General features: G+C 41.4%; 24 protein-coding genes. 19 read left to right on the top strand and 5 right to left on the bottom strand.

The window, feature by feature from the left end; all coding sequences use genetic code 11:
• The first annotated feature begins 7 nt into the window (after positions 1-7).
• From rsmG to NST15_RS19010, 5 genes are all read left to right on the top strand, one after another.
• Positions 8-727 (top strand): 16S rRNA (guanine(527)-N(7))-methyltransferase RsmG, encoded by a 720-nt coding sequence (rsmG, locus tag NST15_RS19030; RefSeq protein ID WP_007497477.1) that lies wholly within the window; start codon positions 8-10, stop codon positions 725-727.
• A gap of 105 nt (positions 728-832) precedes the next feature.
• On the top strand, positions 833-1,708 hold the full coding sequence (noc, locus tag NST15_RS19025) for a nucleoid occlusion protein (protein WP_024718432.1): 876 nt from the start codon (positions 833-835) through the stop codon (positions 1,706-1,708).
• A 128-nt stretch (positions 1,709-1,836) separates the two neighbouring features.
• Positions 1,837-2,670 (top strand): YiiX/YebB-like N1pC/P60 family cysteine hydrolase, encoded by an 834-nt coding sequence (locus tag NST15_RS19020; RefSeq protein WP_048001990.1) that lies wholly within the window; start codon positions 1,837-1,839, stop codon positions 2,668-2,670.
• 235 nt (positions 2,671-2,905) lie between these two features.
• Entirely contained in the window at positions 2,906-3,667 is a 762-nt protein-coding gene (gene soj, locus NST15_RS19015; RefSeq protein WP_008360890.1) for a sporulation initiation inhibitor protein Soj, read from the top strand.
• Complete coding sequence (locus tag NST15_RS19010; protein ID WP_035704116.1) at positions 3,660-4,514, top strand: ParB/RepB/Spo0J family partition protein; 855 nt, start codon at positions 3,660-3,662, stop codon at positions 4,512-4,514. The genes soj and NST15_RS19010 overlap by 8 nt, the downstream gene beginning before the upstream one ends.
• A gap of 25 nt (positions 4,515-4,539) precedes the next feature.
• On the opposite strand, the gene yyaC is transcribed toward NST15_RS19010, so the two are convergent.
• Positions 4,540-5,166: a spore protease YyaC gene (yyaC, locus tag NST15_RS19005; RefSeq protein ID WP_025208343.1), complete on the bottom strand. Its 627-nt coding sequence runs from the start codon at positions 5,164-5,166 to the stop codon at positions 4,540-4,542.
• Positions 5,167-5,238: 72 nt separating this feature from the next.
• Here yyaC and NST15_RS19000 point away from each other — a divergent pair, with 72 nt between their 5' ends.
• Complete coding sequence (locus NST15_RS19000) at positions 5,239-6,294, top strand: hypothetical protein (RefSeq protein WP_080964591.1); 1,056 nt, start codon at positions 5,239-5,241, stop codon at positions 6,292-6,294.
• Positions 6,295-6,319: 25 nt separating this feature from the next.
• On the opposite strand, the gene NST15_RS18995 is transcribed toward NST15_RS19000, so the two are convergent.
• Positions 6,320-6,730 (bottom strand): hypothetical protein, encoded by a 411-nt coding sequence (locus tag NST15_RS18995; RefSeq protein WP_035390143.1) that lies wholly within the window; start codon positions 6,728-6,730, stop codon positions 6,320-6,322.
• A gap of 15 nt (positions 6,731-6,745) precedes the next feature.
• Positions 6,746-8,065, bottom strand: coding sequence for a hydrolase (locus NST15_RS18990; RefSeq protein ID WP_252224746.1), 1,320 nt, complete (start codon positions 8,063-8,065; stop codon positions 6,746-6,748).
• A 294-nt stretch (positions 8,066-8,359) separates the two neighbouring features.
• Here NST15_RS18990 and NST15_RS18985 point away from each other — a divergent pair, with 294 nt between their 5' ends.
• From NST15_RS18985 to wrbA, 10 genes are all read left to right on the top strand, one after another.
• On the top strand, positions 8,360-8,566 hold the full coding sequence (locus tag NST15_RS18985) for a DUF951 domain-containing protein (protein WP_008347561.1): 207 nt from the start codon (positions 8,360-8,362) through the stop codon (positions 8,564-8,566).
• Positions 8,567-8,781: 215 nt separating this feature from the next.
• Positions 8,782-9,882, top strand: coding sequence for a redox-regulated ATPase YchF (gene ychF, locus NST15_RS18980; RefSeq protein WP_007497458.1), 1,101 nt, complete (start codon positions 8,782-8,784; stop codon positions 9,880-9,882).
• 108 nt (positions 9,883-9,990) lie between these two features.
• On the top strand, positions 9,991-10,278 hold the full coding sequence (gene rpsF, locus NST15_RS18975; RefSeq protein ID WP_008347557.1) for a 30S ribosomal protein S6: 288 nt from the start codon (positions 9,991-9,993) through the stop codon (positions 10,276-10,278).
• 36 nt (positions 10,279-10,314) lie between these two features.
• Entirely contained in the window at positions 10,315-10,857 is a 543-nt protein-coding gene (gene ssbA / locus NST15_RS18970) for a single-stranded DNA-binding protein SsbA (RefSeq protein ID WP_007497456.1), read from the top strand.
• A 41-nt stretch (positions 10,858-10,898) separates the two neighbouring features.
• Complete coding sequence (gene rpsR, locus NST15_RS18965) at positions 10,899-11,138, top strand: 30S ribosomal protein S18 (RefSeq protein ID WP_008347556.1); 240 nt, start codon at positions 10,899-10,901, stop codon at positions 11,136-11,138.
• Positions 11,139-11,337: 199 nt separating this feature from the next.
• A complete protein-coding gene (locus NST15_RS18960; RefSeq protein WP_342498750.1) occupies positions 11,338-12,303 on the top strand; it encodes an ABC transporter ATP-binding protein in 966 nt (321 codons plus the stop codon).
• Positions 12,296-13,813 carry an ABC transporter permease/substrate-binding protein gene (locus tag NST15_RS18955; RefSeq protein ID WP_340968666.1) on the top strand — a complete coding sequence of 506 codons (1,518 nt, stop codon included), beginning with the start codon at positions 12,296-12,298 and terminating at the stop codon, positions 13,811-13,813. Before NST15_RS18960 ends, NST15_RS18955 begins: the two co-directional genes overlap by 8 nt.
• Positions 13,814-14,025: 212 nt before the next feature.
• Positions 14,026-14,976: a ring-cleaving dioxygenase gene (locus tag NST15_RS18950; protein WP_017359878.1), complete on the top strand. Its 951-nt coding sequence runs from the start codon at positions 14,026-14,028 to the stop codon at positions 14,974-14,976.
• Entirely contained in the window at positions 14,973-15,584 is a 612-nt protein-coding gene (locus NST15_RS18945) for an alpha/beta hydrolase (RefSeq protein ID WP_144626542.1), read from the top strand. The genes NST15_RS18950 and NST15_RS18945 overlap by 4 nt, the downstream gene beginning before the upstream one ends.
• Positions 15,585-15,643: 59 nt before the next feature.
• Entirely contained in the window at positions 15,644-16,267 is a 624-nt protein-coding gene (gene wrbA / locus NST15_RS18940; protein ID WP_045034926.1) for an NAD(P)H:quinone oxidoreductase, read from the top strand.
• Between the two features lie 48 nt (positions 16,268-16,315).
• On the opposite strand, the gene katX is transcribed toward wrbA, so the two are convergent.
• Positions 16,316-17,905: a catalase KatX gene (gene katX / locus NST15_RS18935; protein WP_035704100.1), complete on the bottom strand. Its 1,590-nt coding sequence runs from the start codon at positions 17,903-17,905 to the stop codon at positions 16,316-16,318.
• A 106-nt stretch (positions 17,906-18,011) separates the two neighbouring features.
• Between katX and NST15_RS18930 the strand changes: the two genes are divergently transcribed.
• The 3 genes from NST15_RS18930 (at position 18,012) to NST15_RS18920 (ending at position 20,173) form a co-directional block, all read left to right on the top strand.
• Positions 18,012-18,671 (top strand): hypothetical protein, encoded by a 660-nt coding sequence (locus NST15_RS18930; protein ID WP_035704099.1) that lies wholly within the window; start codon positions 18,012-18,014, stop codon positions 18,669-18,671.
• A 149-nt stretch (positions 18,672-18,820) separates the two neighbouring features.
• Entirely contained in the window at positions 18,821-19,315 is a 495-nt protein-coding gene (locus tag NST15_RS18925) for an RNA polymerase sigma factor (RefSeq protein ID WP_035704097.1), read from the top strand.
• Positions 19,316-20,173 (top strand): DUF3298 and DUF4163 domain-containing protein, encoded by an 858-nt coding sequence (locus NST15_RS18920; RefSeq protein WP_017368457.1) that lies wholly within the window; start codon positions 19,316-19,318, stop codon positions 20,171-20,173. It abuts the gene before it with no gap.
• 44 nt (positions 20,174-20,217) lie between these two features.
• On the opposite strand, the gene NST15_RS18915 is transcribed toward NST15_RS18920, so the two are convergent.
• Positions 20,218-21,147 carry a manganese-dependent inorganic pyrophosphatase gene (locus tag NST15_RS18915; RefSeq protein ID WP_048001996.1) on the bottom strand — a complete coding sequence of 310 codons (930 nt, stop codon included), beginning with the start codon at positions 21,145-21,147 and terminating at the stop codon, positions 20,218-20,220.
• Positions 21,148-21,263: the final 116 nt, after the last annotated feature.

Here is a 21,263-nt window from a genome sequence, read left to right as displayed (position 1 = left end):
TGTCGGCATGAACATTGAACAATTTACAGCAGCACTAGAGGAGAAAGGGATCACTCTTTCTCCAGTGCAGCTTGAACAATTTGAAACTTACTTCCATATGCTTGTAGAATGGAACGAGAAGATGAATTTAACGTCCATTACAGAAAAGGAAGAAGTATATTTAAAGCATTTTTATGACTCGATATCAGCAGCATTTTTTATTGATTTTCACAATGTGACAACAATTTGTGATATTGGAGCTGGTGCTGGTTTTCCAAGCATTCCTCTTAAAATTTGTTTCCCTCATCTACATGTGACCATTGTTGATTCTCTCCAGAAACGCATTACGTTTCTCAATGAGTTAGCAAAAGGGTTAAACTTACAAGATACTACTTTTTATCATGATCGTGCGGAGACCTTTGGACAACGTAAAGATCAGCGTGAAAGCTATGACCTTGTCACCGCTAGAGCAGTTGCGCGCTTATCTGTCTTAAGCGAACTATGCCTGCCTCTTGTGAAAAAGGAAGGTTTGTTTGTTGCATTAAAAGCATCTGCTGCAGATGAAGAGATGCAAGCAGGAAAAAAAGCCGTTACTGTCCTCGGAGGAGAGGTTGTTGAAAAGCATTCCTTTGTTCTTCCTTTAGAAGAAAGCGAACGGAACATCATTGTCATTGAAAAGAAAAAACAAACACCAAAAAAATATCCTAGAAAACCAGGAACACCTAATAAATCGCCAATAGAGGGTTGATCATGTAAAAGGTCGGTTTTTCTTCAATATTTATGATTTTACAGAAGGAAAAAACATGAGAAAATAGAATTATAAAAAGGTAGTTTTTAAAGGTGGTGTAGGTTCATGAAGCATTCACTCTCACGCTTCTTCGGGCTTGGTGACAAAGAACATCCTGAGCGTGATACCGAAATAGAGGCAGAGATTGCTGAGCATGAAACATTAAAGGAAGAGATACAGGAGCTCCCGGTCGACACAATTATGCCTAACCGTTTTCAGCCACGCACCATTTTTTCAGAAGAAAAGATACAAGAGCTGGCCACAACCATTCATACCCATGGCATTATTCAACCGATTGTTGTTAGACCAACAGAAGAAGAAGGAAAATATGAACTGATCGCCGGCGAAAGACGTTGGAGAGCGGTACAAACTCTTCAATGGGAGAAGATCCCCGCTATTATAAAAGATTTTACTGATACGGAAACGGCATCTGTGGCATTGATTGAAAATTTGCAAAGAGAAGAGCTGTCTGCAATTGAAGAGGCTCATGCTTATGCACGTCTTCTAGAGCTTCATGATTTAACGCAAGAAGCGCTTGCTCAGCGTTTAGGTAAGGGACAATCGACTGTTGCAAACAAACTAAGACTTTTAAAGTTGCCTGAAGAGGTACAGCAAGCCATTTTGGAGAAAAAAATCTCAGAGAGACATGCCCGTTCACTTGTACCTCTAAAGCTGCCAGAATTACAGATCACGCTGTTGCAGGAAATCATCGAAAAGCAGCTGAATGTGAAACAGACTGAAGAGCGTGTAGTGAAGATGCTTGAACAAAAAACAGATCGCAAACCGAAGCCGAAACGTAAGGCGTTTAGCCGAGATACGCGAATTGCGATGAATACCATTCGTCAGTCTCTCCACATGGTAGAAGACAGCGGACTTAAAATAAATACCGAGGAAGAAGAATTTGAGGAATATATCCAATTAACGATTCGAATTCCTAAATAGAAAGAAGCTGATGAGCATTACTCGTCAGCTTTTTTGTCTTTCTCTCCCTTCAATTCATGATATTTACTTATTATTAATTAATTGGTAAAATATGATTTTCATAGTAGAAGGGAGGTGACATATAACTGATGAAAATGAAAAAGACTGTTTTTGCTATTATCTGTTATTTACTAATCTCTTTTTCTCTTTTTTCAAATGAAACGACTGTGTTTGCTGTGAGCACGTCAACAAATCATGATACTCATTCAGCGGAAGAAACGATTACGAAAGAAGAACTGAGTACTCTGAAGAAACAAGGTGTGGTTTCGACAGATGTAACGGTTCAACAATTAAATCAAGAGCAAGCGTCTCAGGACGATGCGATCGATGTAATCACAGCTGATGATGATTTGGAGAACTATGGTTTAAGGCAAAACAAACAGGATGAAATGGTAACGGATGAAAGGCCGAATACCATTCGCCATCTTTTTGGTAAACCGTATCCTGGAACCGATATTATGCCTCAAAAAGGGGATATATTGGTGACGAGCACTGGTGCTTTGAATGGTTTAATTGGTCATGCAGGCATCGTCATTAATGAGAAAAGCTATGCATCCATTCCTGGGTTCCGGCAGCATCCAAATATAGATTCGATTCAAAGCTGGTTTCGCTATAGTGCCAATACAAAGGTGATTCGGATTAATCATCAGGAAAAGGCAGATTTAGCAGGGGATTGGGCGCATGATTACGTGAAAGACCATCCGAAGGCTCGATATTCGATCACTATGTCTATTCAATCCTTGGACCCTACTTATTGTTCAAAGATTGTATGGCAGGCTTATGCGAAAACCGGGGACGCTGTTGGACATGCCACATTTACCATTAAAGCACCCTATGGGTTTTTGAAAAAGAAGAACTATAAAACAGTGACACCTAAAGTCATTGTAAGTGAAGGCCGAAAAATTGGCGGGCTAAACTTTTGATTGTATCTCCCTCACTTTTATGAAAGTGGGGGTTTTTTGTCTCGTTATTTTCTTCAAAAGATATATTAATATATCTTTAAAGCGTATTTTTATGCATCTATTCATGTACGGAAACACAGATTCATTCACGAATTTATAATGGGGGAACAAAAAAAGCAAACGTTTCATACTTTTTTTGATAGAATAGGAAGTATGAATGAATGAGAAACTTGTTAAGTTGAAAGTGGGTGACATCGTGGGGAAAATCATAGCGATTACCAACCAGAAGGGCGGCGTTGGGAAGACGACAACTTCTGTTAATTTGGGTGCGTGTTTAGCATACATAGGAAAACGAGTGTTGTTAGTTGATATTGATCCGCAGGGAAATGCCACGAGTGGTATTGGGATTGAGAAGGCCGACGTAGAGAAGTGCGTGTACGATATTTTAGTAGACGATGCAGATGTACTTGATGTGATTAAGACGACAGAGGTCGAAAATCTTGATGTCATTCCTGCGACGATACAGCTTGCAGGGGCGGAAATTGAGCTTGTGCCTACGATCTCACGTGAAGTGAGGCTGAAAAGAGCACTTGAATCTGTGAAGCAAAATTATGATTATATGATTATTGACTGCCCGCCATCGCTTGGATTACTGACGATTAATGCGTTAACTGCATCCGATTCTGTTTTAATACCGGTTCAGTGTGAATATTATGCGCTTGAAGGATTGAGTCAATTGTTGAATACGGTTCGTCTTGTGCAGAAACATCTAAATACCGACCTTGCCATTGAAGGTGTCTTACTGACAATGCTGGATGCAAGAACAAATCTTGGAATCCAAGTCATCGAAGAAGTAAAAAAATACTTTAGAGATAAAGTCTATCAGACCGTGATTCCGAGAAATGTGAGACTAAGTGAAGCGCCTAGTCATGGGAAACCTATTATCTTGTATGATCCACGTTCAAGAGGTGCAGATGTCTATTTAGACTTAGCAAAGGAAGTGGATGCGAATGGCTAAAGGTCTTGGAAAGGGTATTAATGCGCTATTTAACAATGTGGATTCCAATGAAGAAACTGTCGAAGAAATTAAGTTGAAGGATTTGCGCCCGAACCCTTATCAGCCAAGGAAAACGTTTGATGATGATGCATTGTCTGATCTCAAAGAATCGATTCAGCAGCATGGTGTTTTACAGCCGATTATTGTTCGTAAGTCCATTAAGGGATATGACATTGTCGCGGGAGAACGCCGTTTCCGTGCAGCACAACAAGCTGGTTTGACAACGATTCCTGCGATCGTCAGGGAATTTTCAGAAACACTGATGAGGGAGATCGCTCTTTTAGAAAACTTACAGCGCGAGGATTTATCTCCATTAGAGGAAGCGGAAGCCTATGCCTCCTTACTAGATCACTTAAGTGTGACTCAGGAGGAATTAGCCAAGCGATTAGGCAAAAGCAGACCGCATATTGCGAACCACCTTCGTTTATTAACATTACCGGATGAAGTACAGAAGCTGATTGCGGATGGAACATTATCCATGGGACATGGACGCACGCTGCTTAGTTTGAAAAACAAAAAGAAGCTGGCGCCATTGGTAAAGAAGGTCGTGGACGAAGGATTAAATGTCCGTCAGGTTGAGAAACTTGTTCAGCAATTAAATGAAAATGTTCCACGTGAAACAAAGAAAAAAGAAGCACCAAAGGATCGCGTGTTGAAAGAAAGAGAATCTTTCTTACAAAATTACTTTGGTACTTCAGTGACGATCAAGAAACAGAAGAAAAAAGGGAAAATTGAGATTGAATTTCTCTCAAATGAAGATTTAGAAAGAATCCTTGAATTGCTTTCTACGAGAGAATCATCGGAATGACCATCTTGATATGAGATGGTCTTTTTTATATTCTTCCCGTGATATTTTGAATAGGGGTGAAAAGAGAACGGCTTTTTTCTCTCGTCCAATCCATTTGATCAATGTGGGATAGACTTTCAGAAAGTGTATTGGCCATAGACATTACAAGATGAAGACGTGTGTTTTGGAGAACGAAGTATTCCATAAAACCGCTCACGTTGACGATTCCATTAATATGAATATTGCCTACTTCTGGCAGCTCTTTTTGCACACCTGCACCGGGCTTTAACGGTCCTTCTCCAATTTGAAACGATCCTACACTTTTCACTCTACCTAAACAGGCATCAACGGCTACGATAAATGGATGTTTATGAGCTTGTTCAATTTCAGCGAGCTTTTCCTTTAAATTGACCGCATGCACTGGGTCAGAGAGAGTGCCGTATACATGCAGCTTTTTTAAATCAAGACTTGAAAGCTTTGTTCCTACAAGTGGACCTAGAGAGTCACCGGTTGAGCGGTCTGTTCCTATGCAGACGATGGCAACGGGTCTTTTTCCTGCTTTCTGAAGATGCGAGAATAAAATACTTTTAAGCTGCTGAATGGCATTTGTATCCGTATGGGACACGTATTCTTTCACCCTATTTCTTAAAAAAAGACCGTTCTTGCTATTCATAGGTCTCACTTCCTTGTCATAGTAGTTAGTATCAGTATACGGAAACAAGCTTAATTCTATACCTATGAGGTGATGATTGTGTGGAAGGCTGGTTCAAGGTGGACGCTTTTAATTTTAGGAAGCTTGATAGGAGCGGGATATGCCTCCGGTCAAGAAATATGGCAGTTTTTTGGCCTTGATAGCGGACTAGCCATTCTACTGTTTACGCTCATGTTTATGCTGTCTACCTATGTGGTGTTAAAAATCAGTTATGAGGTGCGTGCCGATCATTTTGTGCCGGTGTTAGAGCGTCTTGTAGGTCCTTGGCTGGCCAAGGTGTATGATATTTTAATTGTTCTTTATCTATTCACGACAACAACAGTCATGATTGCCGGTGGCGGGGTGACACTTGAGATGTATCATGTGCCATTTTGGGTTGGAATCGGTGCATTTTGTTTATTTTCATTTATGATTTTTTTCTGGGATGTGAAAGGGCTCTTATCTGTGAATGCCTTCATTATACCAATTTTGGTGGCGGGGCTCATCTATGCGTTTGTTTTTTATTATATGAATCATGATCATATGTGGAGAATTGATTTTGGCCAGCAATACAATTGGCCTGCTAGTATCGTCTTTGCTTCTTTGAATATATTATCTGTTGTGGCGGTGCTGTCTTCAGTGGGGAAAGAAATGAAGGGGCTTGGAGAGGCCAAAGTTGCGAGTATATTAAGCGGTTTGATTTTTGGTGTCATTTCTTATGTGTATAACGAAATACTAGTTGATATTTCTGGGAGTCTTTCAGCAGAGGGGATTCCTTTGTTTACAGTATTAGAGGGGGCACCAACATCATTGTTTGTGTTTATGACCATTGTTCTTTGTTTAGCGATTTATACAACAACCGCTGCAGGATTATTTGGTTTATCCAGCCGCATGCTCTCTTTTGTACGAATGCCCCGCTGGCTCATTGTATTCATCATGCTTCTTTTGATGGCACCTTTAACCTCTCTTGGATTTGCTGATTTGATTGCTTTCTTGTATCCGATTTACAGCTTGCTCAATCTTTATTTGCTTGTCTGTTTAATGCTGTATCCGATTTTAAGTAAAAAGATATTTTTCCGTTCTAAAAATTATACTGATAAAATAAAATAAACACCTCTCTTTCAAAGAGAAGTGCTTATTTTATCCGAATGGAATCAATCGCTTCCTTGATATCGTCATATACAGGCATGTGCTGGAGACGCTGCATGCGTTCCTCTATTTCTGAGATGGCTTGTCCCTTTAAATGCTGGGATACGTGCTGTTTGACAATGGTTGTCTGGTTTATCATGTCTTCGGTTTTGGACAATTGGTACTCCAAGTGCATGCGTGTGTTTGCCAATTCATCGTGAAGCCGCATTTTCAGCAATCGCTTTAAATCTTTTCGTTGTCCTTCTCTGCGCATGGCCTGAATAGCGGCAATTTCTTCAGGTGATTGCGATTGTGTTTGTGGTGCAGATTGACTTTCGAATACAGACATGGAGCGGCGGGCACTCACATTTTGTAAGAAACGCTGGGCGTCACTAGGAGGTTTATTTTGATTGATCATATGTCGACTCCTTTCTTAACGAATACCCATTTGCATCGCAAGGCGTCTATCTGCCTTGGCATAGTCATCACCCATTGTGTACATATGTCTTGAAAGGGTGGAAAGTTCTTGTTCGTAGTCTCTCAAGGTGTACAAGGCATTCAGTTGTTTTTCATGAGAATAAAAGGATGATTGCGGCTGCTCCATCCTTACTTCCTCTAACAGTGCTTCTACATCGCTATGGGTTAATAAATCATAGTGACCAAAGCCGACAAGTCCTTTCAGCTCTTGTTTTACATGATGGACGGCATCTTTGACACTATCATCAATTCCATCTATTTTCTCAAATACAGTGTGTACTTCATGTTCAATAATACTTTGTAGATCATAAGATGAATTTTTTAGTAAATGGGATTTTATGATAATTTCAATCCCGTTTTGTGCATATGCACGGCCTGAATGGATGTCTTGTAAAAGCATCGCTGTAAAACTTGTATTGTGATCAAGCTGTTCATCTAAAATACGAGCGGTTCCATTCGGATGGAATGAATACCCATTTACTTTAAAATCTCCTGAAACGAGAGCTAAAAATGCATTTGTATCAAATGATTCGTTCCACTCTATATTCATTGATGCAAAAGCTGATCTTAAAAAGGTGTCAATTTCTCTTGGTTTATATTTTATGGATTCTTGGACCGATCCCTGCTCCCGGGGCGGTACGGTGTACTTGACTTGTCCAACTCCATGATCATGGCGATTGAGTAAACCTACATAATGATTGGGTTGAATATATTCTGTGAGAACATGGGTATATTTTCCTTCTACTGCTTTTTGCTGAATGGAAGGTGCCAAGCTGCTCCATATATTTGGGCTATCGAATGTGATGGCTTTTTTGACAGCTGGTTGTTCTGTCGCAATATAAGCACAAACAGCACCGGCAAGGGCTTGTCCAGTGAGATAGATGGCTGCATTTGGGTGCTTCTGACAGATGTCCTCGATGTATTCCTTCCCTTTAAAAAAGACATGTTCTTGCTTTCCGGCTAAGGATTTTCTTTCAATGGGGTAGGCATAATCCGTTTTTAACAATGATTGGGTAGCCGTTTGAACATCTTGTGCCGATGTCACCGTCATTTGTTTTGGCAGAGGACAGTGAAACGCGACAATGAACTCATCTGACTGTTCCTGCTGCATCGTTAAACCATATAATTGATGATCTATTTTTAGAAAATCGTTGACAGTGAGCGTATGCTGACCTACTTCTATCGTATGGTTCTGCTGGTAATTCTCTGCGTTTCCAGCGTGATCGGATATGATTTTATAATCTTTGTCGGTTAATCTATCCTTTCGATTGACCATCGTACCTGCTCCCTCACATAACATTTATGCAGATATCATAAATCAAAAAATATGGAAAAACCACAGCGTTCTACCAATAAAAACCTTTTGACCTACAGTGTTTGTGACAATATTGAAAAAAAGCGGAGTTTAAGTAACTATTGGTCACAAATAAAATGATCTAAAAGAAGGGTTTTTTCTATAAAAAAGAACGGGATTGATACATGACAGCGGCTCTTTATTTTGTGCATTGCTCTCTATCGTCGTTTTTTTGTACAATAGATTTAATGAAGTGAGCAAGAGAGGTGAATGCTGATGGCAGACAAAGCATTTGGGTTACATGACGTCGTTGAAATGAAAAAACCCCATCCATGTGGCGCCAATCGGTGGAAAGTCATTCGTTTGGGCATGGATATTCGTATTAAATGCGAAGGGTGTGGGCACAGCGTGATGATCCCAAGAAGAGATTTTGAACGAAAAATGAAGAAAATTCTCGTCAAGCATGAGGAGCCAACTGCTTAAGTAGGCCTCATGCTTTTTTGATGAAATTTGTCTTTTGTTCAGAGAAACAGATGCAATTTCTCATTTTAAAGCTCCGATTTAGTCTTTTTGGTAATGTTTCTTCTATTGAAAATGCATGATGGTTAGCTTGTCTTTTCATGTAAACCTACTTATAATTGCTCTAGGTTCATATTACGCAGTATAACGAGCACGTTTCATATAGAGGAGATGAAAGAATGGCTTTAACAGCTGGTATTGTTGGCTTACCTAACGTCGGGAAGTCAACGCTATTTAATGCAATTACACAGGCTGGAGCGGAGTCTGCTAACTATCCGTTCTGTACCATTGATCCAAACGTCGGAATTGTAGAAGTTCCAGACGAGCGTTTGCAAAAACTGACAGAATTAGTGCAGCCAAAAAAGACAGTTCCGACTGCTTTCGAATTCACTGATATTGCTGGTATTGTGAAAGGTGCATCTAAAGGAGAAGGTTTAGGAAATAAATTCCTTTCTCACATTCGTCAAGTAGATGCGATCTGTCACGTGGTGAGAGCTTTTGCTGATGATAACATTACACATGTGTCAGGTAAGGTTGACCCAGTGTCAGATATTGAAACGATTAATTTAGAATTGATTTTGGCTGATCTAGAAACGGTTGAAAAGCGTTTAACTCGTGTGAGTAAGCTTGCGAAACAAAAAGATAAGGAAGCGGTAGCTGAATTTGATATTTTGGAAAAGCTGAAGGACGCATTTGAAGCTGGAAAATCTGCAAGATCGGTTGAATTTACAGATGAGCAGCAGAAGCTTGTGAAGCAGCTTCATTTACTCACGTCAAAACCTATTCTGTATGTAGCAAATGTGAGTGAGGACGAAGTAGCAGATCAGGACGGAAACGAATATGTACAGCAAATTCGTGAGTTTGCATCTGGCGAAAACGCTGAAGTCATCGTCGTTTGTGCGAAGATTGAGTCTGAAATTGCAGAGCTTGAAGGAGAAGAGAAGCAAATGTTCCTTGAAGAGCTTGGCATCAAAGAATCAGGTTTAGATCAGTTGATTAAAGCGTCTTATTCACTTCTTGGCTTAGCTACGTATTTCACAGCAGGTGAGCAAGAAGTACGTGCTTGGACATTTAAAAAAGGAATGAAGGCGCCGGAATGTGCTGGAATCATTCATACGGACTTCGAGCGTGGATTTATTCGTGCTGAAACGGTGGCTTATGAAGATTTACTAGCTGGCGGAAGTATGTCTGCTGCAAAAGAAGCAGGAAAAGTTCGTTTAGAAGGTAAAGAATATATAGTGAAAGATGGAGACGTCATTCATTTCCGTTTTAACGTATAGGTTCTTGTCATAGGCAAAGTAATTTGTTATAATATACAATTGTGAGTAATATAATTTATTGCTCCTTGCCCGTATAGGGCCGCTTAGACCAAAAGGAGGTGCAATCAGATGAGAAAGTACGAAGTTATGTACATCATCCGCCCAACAGTTGACGATGAGGCTAAAAAAGCAGTTATCGACCGTTTTAATAACGTGTTAACTTCTAACGGTGCGGAGATCACTGGAACAAAGGATTGGGGTAAACGTCGTCTTGCATACGAAATCAATGATTTCCGTGAAGGCTTCTACCAAATCGTAAACGTTCAATCTGACGCTGCAGCAGTTCAAGAATTTGACCGCTTAGCTAAGATCAGTGACGATATCATTCGCCACATTGTTGTTAAAGAAGAAGAATAAATCATTGAAATATATATTTAAAGGTGGTCTTTCAATATGCTAAACCGTGTTGTATTGGTCGGAAGACTAACAAAAGACCCTGAGCTTCGCTACACGCCTAATGGTGCGGCTGTAGCCACGTTTACTCTAGCTGTGAATCGTACGTTTACGAATCAATCTGGAGAGCGTGAAGCCGATTTCATTAACTGTGTTACTTGGAGAAGACAAGCCGAGAACGTGGCTAATTTCTTGAAAAAAGGAAGTCTTGCCGGTGTAGACGGTCGCTTGCAGACAAGAAACTATGAAAACCAGCAAGGACAACGTGTCTTCGTGACAGAAGTTCAAGCTGAAAGTGTTCAATTTCTTGAGCCTAAAAGCGGCGGTGCTGGTTCAGGTGGATACAGCGGCGGTGGTAATAGCGGAGGCCAGTATTATGGCGGCAGCCAAAATGATCAGAATCCATTTGGAAATGAACCAAGTCAAAATCCATATGGCAATCAAAACAACCAAAATCGTAATCAGGGAAATAGCTTCAATGATGACCCATTTGCGAATGATGGTAAACCGATTGACATCTCCGATGATGATTTGCCATTCTAATTGATCTGAAAAAAATGACCAAAGGAAAGGTGTGAAAACAAATGGCAGGTGGACGCAGAGGCGGTCGTGCGAAACGTCGTAAAGTATGTTTCTTTACTTCTAACGGAATCACGCACATCGATTACAAAGATGTTGATCTTCTTAGAAAGTTTGTTTCTGAGCGTGGTAAAATTTTACCTCGTCGTGTAACAGGAACTAGCGCTAAGTATCAACGTAAATTGACATTAGCGATTAAAAAATCACGTCAAATGGCATTACTTCCATACGTTACTGGTGAGTAAGTCGTTGACTTAAAAGCGAAGGGCCTTGAGCTCTTCGCTTTTTTTATTTGTCTCACTTTTATGAGAAAGTCGTTTCTGGCAGTCTAACTAGGGGAAGTATGTAAAAAGAGAGTCAACGTGACAGTTTGTTCTATACAAATACTAGGTTAATCTGTCATATTGGTATTTTAAAATATACTTGCAGTCAGGGCGTGGGAAGATGATTGAATTTAAGAATGTATCGATGCAATTTTCTGATGACCGGTATGCCGTTCAATCTGTTGATTTGGAGATTCAGAAAGGTGAATTTTTTGTATTGATTGGACCTAGTGGGAGCGGGAAAACGACGACTTTGAAAATGATCAATCGTCTCATCTCTTCTACAGAAGGTGAGATTTACATAAAGGATCGAACCATCAGCGATTATGATATTTATGAGCTGCGCTGGGATATTGGTTATGTGCTTCAGCAAATAGCGTTGTTCCCTCATATGACCATAGAAGAGAATATTGCTGTAGTGCCAGAGCTGAAACAATGGAAGCGGACTGAGACGAATCAGCGTGTTGATGAGTTGATGTTCATGGTGGGGCTTGAGCCTTCTACCTATCGACATCGAAAGCCAGCAGAGCTTTCAGGAGGACAGCAGCAGCGAGTCGGCGTAGCACGGGCACTTGCTGCTGATCCTGAGATTGTCCTGATGGATGAACCTTTTAGTGCGTTAGATCCACTGACGAGAGAGAAATTACAAGATGATCTGCTTGAGTTACAGCGCCGTATTCAAAAGACCATCGTTTTTGTGACACATGATATGCAGGAAGCCATGAAGCTTGGAGATCGGATATGTGTGATGAATGAAGGAAAAGTGGTGCAGGTTGGACGCCCAGAGGAATTGATTCAGCATCCAGTGAATCCATTTGTGCGGGAGTTTGTTTCAGGAGCTGCCCGTCATGTAGACCATCAAGCATTTGAGCTGACAACTATTTCTCAGCCCATGCCTCAAGATGATCTGTTAGGCGATGAGGCGGTCTCCATCCATGCGACGCTGGAAGAGGTTCTATCTCGACTGGCAGAGCATGAAGAGCTTGTTGTTGAGAAGGATGGGGAACGGATCGGGCTCATCACTCGTCAAGCGGTGATTCAGTATTTAGCCGGTACTTCTGCTGAGAGGGGCGAGACACATGAATGAATGGACTAGTGTGCTATGGGCTCGAAAAGATCAGCTCGGACACGCCTTACTTGAGCATATTCAAATTTCCTTCATTGCGTTATTTCTAGCGATTTTGATTGCCATTCCTTTAGGGATTTATTTAACGAGAGTCCCTAAGATAGCAGAGTGGATCATTGGGGTGACGGCTGTCTTGCAGACAATTCCGTCTTTGGCGCTGCTTGGACTGCTGATTCCTCTCGTTGGGATTGGTCAAGTGCCCGCAATTATCGCTCTTGTCGTCTATGCTCTGCTCCCTATTTTAAGAAACACATATACAGGCATTCGTGAGGTCGATCCGTCGCTGCGGGAAGCGGCGTTTGCTATGGGAATGAATCACCGCAAACGCTTATTAAAAGTAGAACTCCCTCTTGCTATGCCAGTGATCATGGCAGGTATTCGAACGGGGATGGTCCTCATTGTAGGGACAGCCACTCTTGCAGCTCTTATTGGGGCAGGTGGATTAGGGAGTCTGATTCTGCTTGGAATTGATCGAAATGATATGTCTTTGATCATCATTGGTGCTATTCCAGCTGCATTACTTGCGCTCTTATTTGATGTGGTCTTGCGGACACTTGAGAAAATCTCCTTTAAAAAAACCGTGATCTCTGTAACGGTCTTTGCTGTAATAGCAGGAGCAGTTGTCGCTGCCCCATTGCTGTTTCAACAAGAAAAGAAAGAGATCACCATTGGAGGGAAGCTGGGGTCAGAGCCTGAAATTTTGATCTCCATGTATAAGCTTTTAATTGAGCAGGATACAGATATCCAAGTCAATCTTAAGCCTGGTCTTGGTAAGACGTCCTTTGTTTTTCAAGCACTGCGGTCTGGTGATATTGACATCTATCCTGAATTTACAGGGACAGCGATTTCTGAATTTCTGAAAGAAACAGCGAAAAGCACGGATAAGGAAAAAGTGTATGAGCAAGCGCGCCAAGGTTTGGCGTCATCCTTTCAGCTTCAGCTTCTTCAGCCGATGGCTTATAACAATACATATGCTTTAGCCGTGCCTCAATCACTAGCGGATCAATATGATTTATCAAAGATTTCAGATCTGGGTCAAATCAAGAATCGTATACGTGCTGGCTTTACTTTAGAGTTTTCTGATCGTCAGGATGGATATTTAGGCATTCAAAAAGCTTATCAGTTTTCTTTTGACGATGTGGTCACGATGGAACCGAAACTTCGATATCGCGCCATTCAAAAAGGGAATATTCAGTTGGTCGATGCGTATTCGACAGACAGTGAATTGAGACAATACAAGTTGAAGGTGCTTGATGATGACAAGCATGTTTTCCCGCCCTATCAAGGAGCGCCCTTGCTAAGACAGGAGACATTAAAAGAGTATCCTGAGATTGAGGCCTCTCTCAACAAGCTCGCTGGTCAAATCACAGATGATGAGATGAGAGAAATGAATTACGAAGTCAATGTGAAGGGGAAAGATGCATTTCAAGTAGCCGAAGCCTATTTAAAAAAGAAAAAATTGCTTCAATAATCAAGGGGAAGCAGGTCTGCTATATACAAAGCGGCCTGCTTTTGAAAAGAAAAAAAACAAAAATCATTGACATCTATTTCAAAAAATAATATCCTTAATTCGAGATAAATATATTTTTTGATCATATATCTCGAATTCGAGATAATATAAAAGCATCAGTCAAGACATAATGAGTAGGGACATGTTACGTCATGAAGAGGAGGTCATTAGAAGTGAAGAAAACAGAAGGAATTCACCATATCACAGCAATTGTTGGTCATCCTCAGGAGAACGTTGATTTTTATGCAGGTGTTTTAGGTCTGCGTCTCGTGAAAAAGACCGTCAATTTTGATGATCCAGGCACATATCATTTATATTTTGGAAATGAAGGAGGTTCTCCAGGTACCATAATTACGTTTTTCCCTTGGCCAGGTGCACAAAAGGGACAAATTGGAGCAGGTCAAGTAGGTGTGACAACATATGTCGTACCGACCGGTGCCTTCTCTTTTTGGAAGGAACGCCTTGAGCAGTTTGACGTTTCTTATGAAATGATTGAACGCTTTGGTGAGGCCTTTCTCTCATTTGAAGATCCGCACGGTTTATTGATAGAACTTGTAGAACGTGAAGAAGGAAAACAGAATGACTGGACATTTAATGGGGTGACACCAGAAGTAGCGATTAAAGGGTTTGGCGGAGCTGTTTTATTAACTTCACAGCCTGAGCAAACGATGCAGCTGCTAGAGCAAACGATGGGACTTGAAAAAGTCGGCACGGAAGGAGATTATGTGAGATTCCGTTCGTTTGGAGAAATCGGCAATGTCATTGATGTGAACAAGACACCTGTTGCACGAGGACGTATGGGCGTGGGTGTTGTACATCATATTGCGTGGAGAGCAACAGATGATCAGGATCAATTAGATTGGCAAAGACATGTTGCGCAAAGCGGATATCAAGTGACGCCTGTGCAAGATCGAAATTATTTCAATGCCATTTATTTTAGAGAGCTTGGCGGCATATTATTTGAGATTGCGACCGATCCTCCAGGGTTTGCACACGATGAATCTGTGGAAACGATGGGTGAAGCGTTGAAACTGCCGCCGCAATATGAGGCGCAGCGTAGTCAAATTGAACAAATCGTGCTGCCGATTGAGGTAAGAGAAATCAAAGGGAAAGGAGATTCATGATGAAGCATCTTTTTCAAAAAGGAAAGAATGAACAAAAACCTGTCCTTCTCATGCTGCATGGAACTGGCGGGACAGAGCAAGACTTATTGCCGCTTGCAGAAGTGGTAGACCCTGAAGCATCTGTTCTTAGTGTGAGAGGAAATGTATCAGAAAACGGCATGCCGCGTTTTTTCAGGCGTTTGGCAGAGGGTGTTTTTGATGAGCAAGATTTAATTGATCGTACAGAGGAATTATATACATTTATCGGGGAAGCAGCAGATAAGTATGGATTTGATCGTCACAATGTTGTAGCCATCGGCTATTCAAACGGGGCGAATATTGCTGGAAGTCTGTTATTCCATTACGGAGATGCGCTGAAAGGAGCGATCCTGCATCATCCAATGGTCCCAAGACGAGGGGTTTCATTACCTTCATTAGCGGGGAAACAAGTCTTTATAGCAGCTGGTGAAAATGATCCAATGTGCCGTCCTGAGGAATCTCAGGAACTGGAGCAACTGCTTCAGGAGGCGGGAGCATCCGTAACGCTTCATTGGGAAAATCGTGGACATCAGCTAACGAGAGAAGAAGTCGATGCTGCGGCATTGTGGTATCGTCGTCAATTTAAATAAGGTGGGGAATACAGGTGGGATTTTTACAGAATCTTTTTGGGCAAACCAAACAAAAGGAGATGGAACAAGTGGAAAACGTAAAACTAGCGATTATTTATTATAGTTCAACAGGTACAAACTATCAGATGGCGAAATGGGCGGAGGCTGGAGCGAAAGAAGCTGGTGCTGAAGTCAAAATTTTAAAGGTTCCTGAATTGGCACCAGAAGCAGTTGTTGCATCAAATCCAGCATGGAAAGCACATTTAGATGAAACAAAAGATGTCCCTGAGGTTCAGTTAAGTGACTTAGAGTGGGCAGATGCCATTATTTTCAGCATGCCGACACGTTTCGGTAACTTACCGGCTCAAATGAAACAATTCTTAGACACAACAGGCGGTTTATGGTTCCAAGGGAAACTAGCAAACAAAGCAGTGAGTGCGATGACATCTGCACAAAACCCAAATGGCGGACAGGAGCAGACAGTTCTGAGCCTTTATACAACGATGTTCCACTGGGGAGCCATTATTGCCGCTCCTGGATACACGGATGATTCCCTATACGGCGCAGGGGGTAACCCTTACGGTGTGAGTGTGACTGTTGACCAAAATGGAAAGATCCAAGAGGATGCAGAAGCAGCCGCAAAACATCAGGCGAAACGTACAGTGAATGTAGCAGAATGGATCAAAAAAGGTCAAAACGCTTAATAGATGTATACAAAAAGAATGCAGCCACTCCGCTGCATTCTTTTTTCATTAATAAGGATCTGAAGGGGTGCTGTTGTTGATCGCATCATTGACAGCCTGTGCCGCGCCTGTTGATCCAATTGGTCCGCTTGGCTCCTCTTGTTTGAAGGCTTTTAAGCCATCGGCCACACGTTTTCCGTAGTCAGGATCAGCTTTTGTAAAGTTTTCGATCATTTGGTCTTGGATGTCTTTTTGGCAGGTAGCTAAGGTGTTGACTAAGTTTTTAATCAGTTCCTCACGTTCCCAATCATTGAAGCGGCGATAGGTTTCTCCCGCTTGTCCGAAATTGTTCGGGCGGTCAATGGCTTCTCGTTTGACTTCACCCTCTACAAAAGGCGTATGATCCTTTCCATCTTGCTGCGCTTCTTTTAATCCCCCGAGAATGGACGGTTCATAATTCACATGGGGGTTTTGTCCTTTTCCTTGATCCACATGATATTCCATTTGCCCATCTCGCTGATTGGTGGCAACATGCTTTTTCGGGGCATTGATCGGCAGCTGTAAATAATTTGGCCCGACACGATATCGCTGCGTATCAGAGTATGAGAAGGTACGTCCTTGCAGCAATTTATCATCTGAGAAATCTAATCCGTCTACAAGAACCCCCGTCCCAAAGGCAACCTGTTCCACTTCTGCAAAATAATTTTCTGGATTTTTGTTTAGCACCATTCGTCCGATTGGTTTCCATGGATAGTCATCCTTGTACCAGAGCTTTGTCGGATCGAGTGGATCAAAGTCTAGATGGGGGTGGGTGTCATCTTCCATGATTTGCGCGTATACTTCCCATTCAGGATGATCCCCTTGTTCAATGGCTTCATATAAATCCTGTGTGGCATGATTAAAGTTTTCCCCTTGAATGGCTTGGGCTTGTTCTTGTGTCAGGTTGCGAATCCCTTGCTTCGGTTCAAAGTGATATTTGACCAGTACTGCTTTTCCTTCATGATTCACCCATTTATAGGCATGGACGCCAGAGCCTTGCATGTGCCGGTATGTGGCAGGAATGCCCCATGGCGAGAAGAGAAATGTCACCATATGTGTTGCTTCAGGTGATTGTGAAACGAAATCAAAAATGCGCTCACCATCCTGACGATTGGTGACAGGGTCAGGCTTAAAGGCATGAACCAAATCAGGGAATTTCAAAGCATCTCGAATAAAGAAAATTTTGAGGTTGTTCCCAACGAGATCCCAGTTGCCGTCTTCTGTATAAAATTTGATCGCAAATCCCCGCGGATCGCGTAAAGTTTCTGGTGAATGTCCGCCGTGAATAACAGAAGAGAATCGAACGAAGACAGGGGTCTTTTTTCCTTTCTCTTGAAATAATTTGGCTCTTGTATAAGTGGAAATGTGTTCGTCACCGAATGTACCGTAGGCTTCAAAGTATCCGTGTGCGCCGGTACCTCGTGCGTGAACGACACGTTCAGGGATGCGTTCACGATCAAAATGACTGATTTTCTCTAGGAAATCGTAGTTTTCAAGCGTAGTCGGTCCTCTATTCCCAACGGTTCTCATGTTTTGATTATCTGTTACCGGGTGACCTTGGCGATTCGTCAAGGTTTCTTCTGACTCTGAAGATGATGTAGGCTGTTGATCTTCTTTCAAGGTAGAATCCCTCCTTCAATATCTCCTTAACAATATGGTCATGTTGCTCCCTATTTCATACAAGGATTGATATAATGAGTGAAAACTTTTATGAGGAGCGGACCTAATGATTCGATTACACTGCCTTCACGCACATCCATCTAATATTTCTTACATTGACGACGCTTTCTATGACACAGGATTTGATCTGCATCACATCGTCGATTCATCATTTATGGAACGAGCCAAACAAGATCCCGCATTTGATCTTGAGCAGCAGCAAACCTATGCGATCAACAGACTCATGCAAGAAGCAGAGGCTGATCTTGTTTTATTAACGTGTACACAATACATTGCGGCTTTGGGGGAGCAGCAGCACCTGTTCAAACAACCAATTGTTCCGATAGATGAGCCGTTATTTGAGCAGATTTGTGAGCGAGAGGGTCCGCTTCAGCTAGTGTTTTCAAACCCAGATACAGTAGAAGGAACGATGAAGCGACTGTCTTCATATGTAAAAGAGCGGGGAAAGCAGTTGAAGGCAGAAGTGGTTGTGCTAGAGGATGTCTTTCATCTTTGCTTGAACGGTGATATACAAGCCTACCATGAGCGAATCATGGAACAGTTAAGGCAATCTTTGAAGCAGCAGCATGGAGATATTTGTGTGATGCAGCTCTCGATGGTTCACGCTGCAAAGCAGGTGGAGCAGGAAACAGGAGTGTCCATCATTCATCCGCTATCACCACTCAAACCATTTGTTTATCAAAAAATAACGGCTTTAAAAGAGTGAACCTGTCAGGTTCGCTCTTTTTGTATAGAAACGTAAATGGGATGACATGTTAAAAAAATAATGGAGCGCAAACTATTTTTAACAGGTGCGCGTCTATCCAATGTAAGAAATAACAGATGCGCATTTAAGATAAAGGAGCTCTTTGTAAAATGAAGAAACGAAAGATTGATGATCAATTTGCGGATTACGTAATGGAGCATAAACACAGTTTTTATCGATTGTCCTATAGCTATGTCAAAAACCCAGAAGATGCGATGGATGTCGTTCAAGAGGCGATTCATAAAGCACTCAAATCTGTTCACCGATTAGAGGATGCGACCAAGATGCATAGCTGGTTTTATAAAATCGTCGTAAACGCTGCCCTCGACTTTTTACGAAAGAAGAAGCGTGTGCAAGTGACAGACGATGACACGCTTGAATTTTTATCGCAGGGTGAATCGGATGTCTATGAGGATCAAGATGTCAGACGGGCGATAGAAGATTTGCCGGAGATGTATCGGGCCATCATTATATTAAGATTCTTTGAGGATTTAAAGCTAGAGGACATTGCTCATATTCTTGGAGAAAATGAAAACACCATTAAAACAAGATTATATAAGGCGTTGCGGCTTTTAAAAGTAGAATTATCGCAGGAGGAAATATAAATGGATAAGCATTTGGAGCAATTAAAAGAGGAATATCTAGAAATCCCTATTCCCCCGGAATACGATGCTATGGTTGAACGGACATTAAAACGAAAAAACAAGCAACCTCATTTTCAGAAATGGACGATCGGACTTGTTGCTGCGGCTGCTTTATTTGTCACAACTGTGAATGTCAGTCCGCAGGCAGCAAGAGCGATTTCAGAAGTACCCGTCATTGGAGAGCTTGTGAAAGTCGTGACGTTCACAGAATTTAAAAAGAGCGATCAGGGAACAAATATTGATCTCAAAACACCACACGTTTCAGGGCTTGGGGACGGAAAATTACAAGACAGCCTGAATCAAAAATATTTAGCTGAAAACAAAAAGCTGTATCAAGATTTTGAAAAGGAAACAAAGGGTTATAAAAATGGTCATTTGAGTGTAGAGAGCGGATATGAAGTAAGAACAAACAATGATCAAATTCTTTCACTAGGTCGATACAAGGTGACGACTCAGGCTTCTGCGGCAGAGGAAATGACATATGATACGGTGGATAAGAAAAACCATGTACTCATTACATTACCAAGTCTATTTAAAGATGACCGTTATATTGATGTGATTAGTGAAAATATTAAAGAACAAATGAAGAAACAGATGAAAGAGGATTCAAATAAGATTTACTGGATGACGAAGCAAGATACGGTTGATCCGTTTAAGAAGATTCAGCCAGATCAAAGCTTCTATATCAATTCAAAAGGCAAACTGGTGATTTCCTTCAACGAATATGATGTGGCGCCTGGTTACATGGGTGTAGTTGAATTCACGATTCCAACAAGCGTGCTAAAGGATATTCTCGTCAGCGATATGTACATTCATTAAAAGAAGAAAAAAGACTGCTGAAGATGTCAGCAGTCTTTTTATGTTTATGAAGAAAGTGCGTCTGTTAGTGCAGGCACGACTTGTTTCTTTCTTGATACAACACCTTTGAGTAAAGCAGTGTTGTTTTCAAGTGTGACATTAAATGCTTTTTCTACTTTTGCTGCTTCAGCACCAAGGGCAAGCGCAAGAGAATCATTTTCTAGAATGTCTGTGATCACTAAAACAAATAGATCAAGACCTTTCGCTGCGATAACTTCATTGATTTTTGCTTCGATGTCAGCTTGTCTTGCTGTTACTTCAGCAATATCAACTGTATTAACTTGTGCAATTTCGACTTTGCTGTTACCTAGTGCAAATTCTTTTGCATCCAGTGTGATTAATTCTTGAACTGTTTTTTGGCTTAGGTCAGCTCCTGCTTTCAGCATATCTAAACCATATACGTCAGGGTCTACTCCTGCGATTTTTGCCAGCTCATGCGCAGCATCAACATCCTGCTGTGTGCATGTTGGGGATTTGAATAGCAAGGAATCAGAAATGATCGCAGACAAAAGCAAACCAGCGATTTCTTTTTCAATTGTGACTTGGTGCTCTTTGTACATTTTGTTTAAGATCGTTGCTGTGCAGCCAACTGGCTCAGCACGATAGTAAAGAGGTTCACTTGTTTCAAAGTTGGCAATACGGTGATGGTCAATGACCTCTGTCACTTGTACTTGATCAATATCGCTTACACTTTGTTGGAATTCGTTATGATCGACAAGAATGACTTGTTTTGTTTCGTTTGCAGCCGTTTCAATGAAACGAGGTGCTTCTTGTTTAAAGAAATCTAATGCGTATTGTGTTTCTCCATTGATTTCTCCAAGTCTGACAGCTTCTGCTTGAACGCCAATTTTGTTTTTCAGATCAGCGTAAGCGATAGCAGAGCAAATCGTGTCTGTGTCAGGGTTTTTGTGTCCGAATACGAGTGTTTTTCCCATGTGAATTCTCCTTCTTACTTTTATTGATGATGTTTCTATTCTAACAGCTTTTGACCTTGAATTCAGGGTTTATAGCTAAGAATAATCTAAAAAATTGTAACATGCTGTCTGAAAAG

The sequence above is a fragment of the Bacillus sp. FSL R5-0820 genome (assembly GCF_038593385.1).
In the GTDB taxonomy this organism is placed as follows: domain Bacteria; phylum Bacillota; class Bacilli; order Bacillales; family Bacillaceae; genus Bacillus; species Bacillus altitudinis.
Note: the sequence above shows the minus strand (reverse complement) of the source record. Positions and strands in the feature narration are given on the sequence as shown.

Bases quoted from the DNA above. Each gene is read 5' to 3' on its own strand.
- rsmG (WP_007497477.1), top strand. From the start codon at position 8: ATGAACATTGAACAATTTACAGCAGCACTAGAGGAGAAAGGGATCACT.
- noc (WP_024718432.1), top strand. From the start codon at position 833: ATGAAGCATTCACTCTCACGCTTCTTCGGGCTTGGTGACAAAGAACAT.
- NST15_RS19020 (WP_048001990.1), top strand. From the start codon at position 1,837: ATGAAAATGAAAAAGACTGTTTTTGCTATTATCTGTTATTTACTAATC.
- NST15_RS19010 (WP_035704116.1), top strand. From the start codon at position 3,660: ATGGCTAAAGGTCTTGGAAAGGGTATTAATGCGCTATTTAACAATGTG.
- yyaC (WP_025208343.1), bottom strand. From the start codon at position 5,166: ATGAATAGCAAGAACGGTCTTTTTTTAAGAAATAGGGTGAAAGAATAC.
- NST15_RS19000 (WP_080964591.1), top strand. From the start codon at position 5,239: ATGATTGTGTGGAAGGCTGGTTCAAGGTGGACGCTTTTAATTTTAGGA.
- NST15_RS18995 (WP_035390143.1), bottom strand. From the start codon at position 6,730: ATGATCAATCAAAATAAACCTCCTAGTGACGCCCAGCGTTTCTTACAA.
- NST15_RS18990 (WP_252224746.1), bottom strand. From the start codon at position 8,065: ATGGTCAATCGAAAGGATAGATTAACCGACAAAGATTATAAAATCATA.
- NST15_RS18985 (WP_008347561.1), top strand. From the start codon at position 8,360: ATGGCAGACAAAGCATTTGGGTTACATGACGTCGTTGAAATGAAAAAA.
- ychF (WP_007497458.1), top strand. From the start codon at position 8,782: ATGGCTTTAACAGCTGGTATTGTTGGCTTACCTAACGTCGGGAAGTCA.
- rpsF (WP_008347557.1), top strand. From the start codon at position 9,991: ATGAGAAAGTACGAAGTTATGTACATCATCCGCCCAACAGTTGACGAT.
- ssbA (WP_007497456.1), top strand. From the start codon at position 10,315: ATGCTAAACCGTGTTGTATTGGTCGGAAGACTAACAAAAGACCCTGAG.
- rpsR (WP_008347556.1), top strand. From the start codon at position 10,899: ATGGCAGGTGGACGCAGAGGCGGTCGTGCGAAACGTCGTAAAGTATGT.
- NST15_RS18960 (WP_342498750.1), top strand. From the start codon at position 11,338: ATGATTGAATTTAAGAATGTATCGATGCAATTTTCTGATGACCGGTAT.
- NST15_RS18955 (WP_340968666.1), top strand. From the start codon at position 12,296: ATGAATGAATGGACTAGTGTGCTATGGGCTCGAAAAGATCAGCTCGGA.
- NST15_RS18945 (WP_144626542.1), top strand. From the start codon at position 14,973: ATGATGAAGCATCTTTTTCAAAAAGGAAAGAATGAACAAAAACCTGTC.
- wrbA (WP_045034926.1), top strand. From the start codon at position 15,644: ATGGAACAAGTGGAAAACGTAAAACTAGCGATTATTTATTATAGTTCA.
- NST15_RS18930 (WP_035704099.1), top strand. From the start codon at position 18,012: ATGATTCGATTACACTGCCTTCACGCACATCCATCTAATATTTCTTAC.
- NST15_RS18925 (WP_035704097.1), top strand. From the start codon at position 18,821: ATGAAGAAACGAAAGATTGATGATCAATTTGCGGATTACGTAATGGAG.
- NST15_RS18920 (WP_017368457.1), top strand. From the start codon at position 19,316: ATGGATAAGCATTTGGAGCAATTAAAAGAGGAATATCTAGAAATCCCT.
- NST15_RS18915 (WP_048001996.1), bottom strand. From the start codon at position 21,147: ATGGGAAAAACACTCGTATTCGGACACAAAAACCCTGACACAGACACG.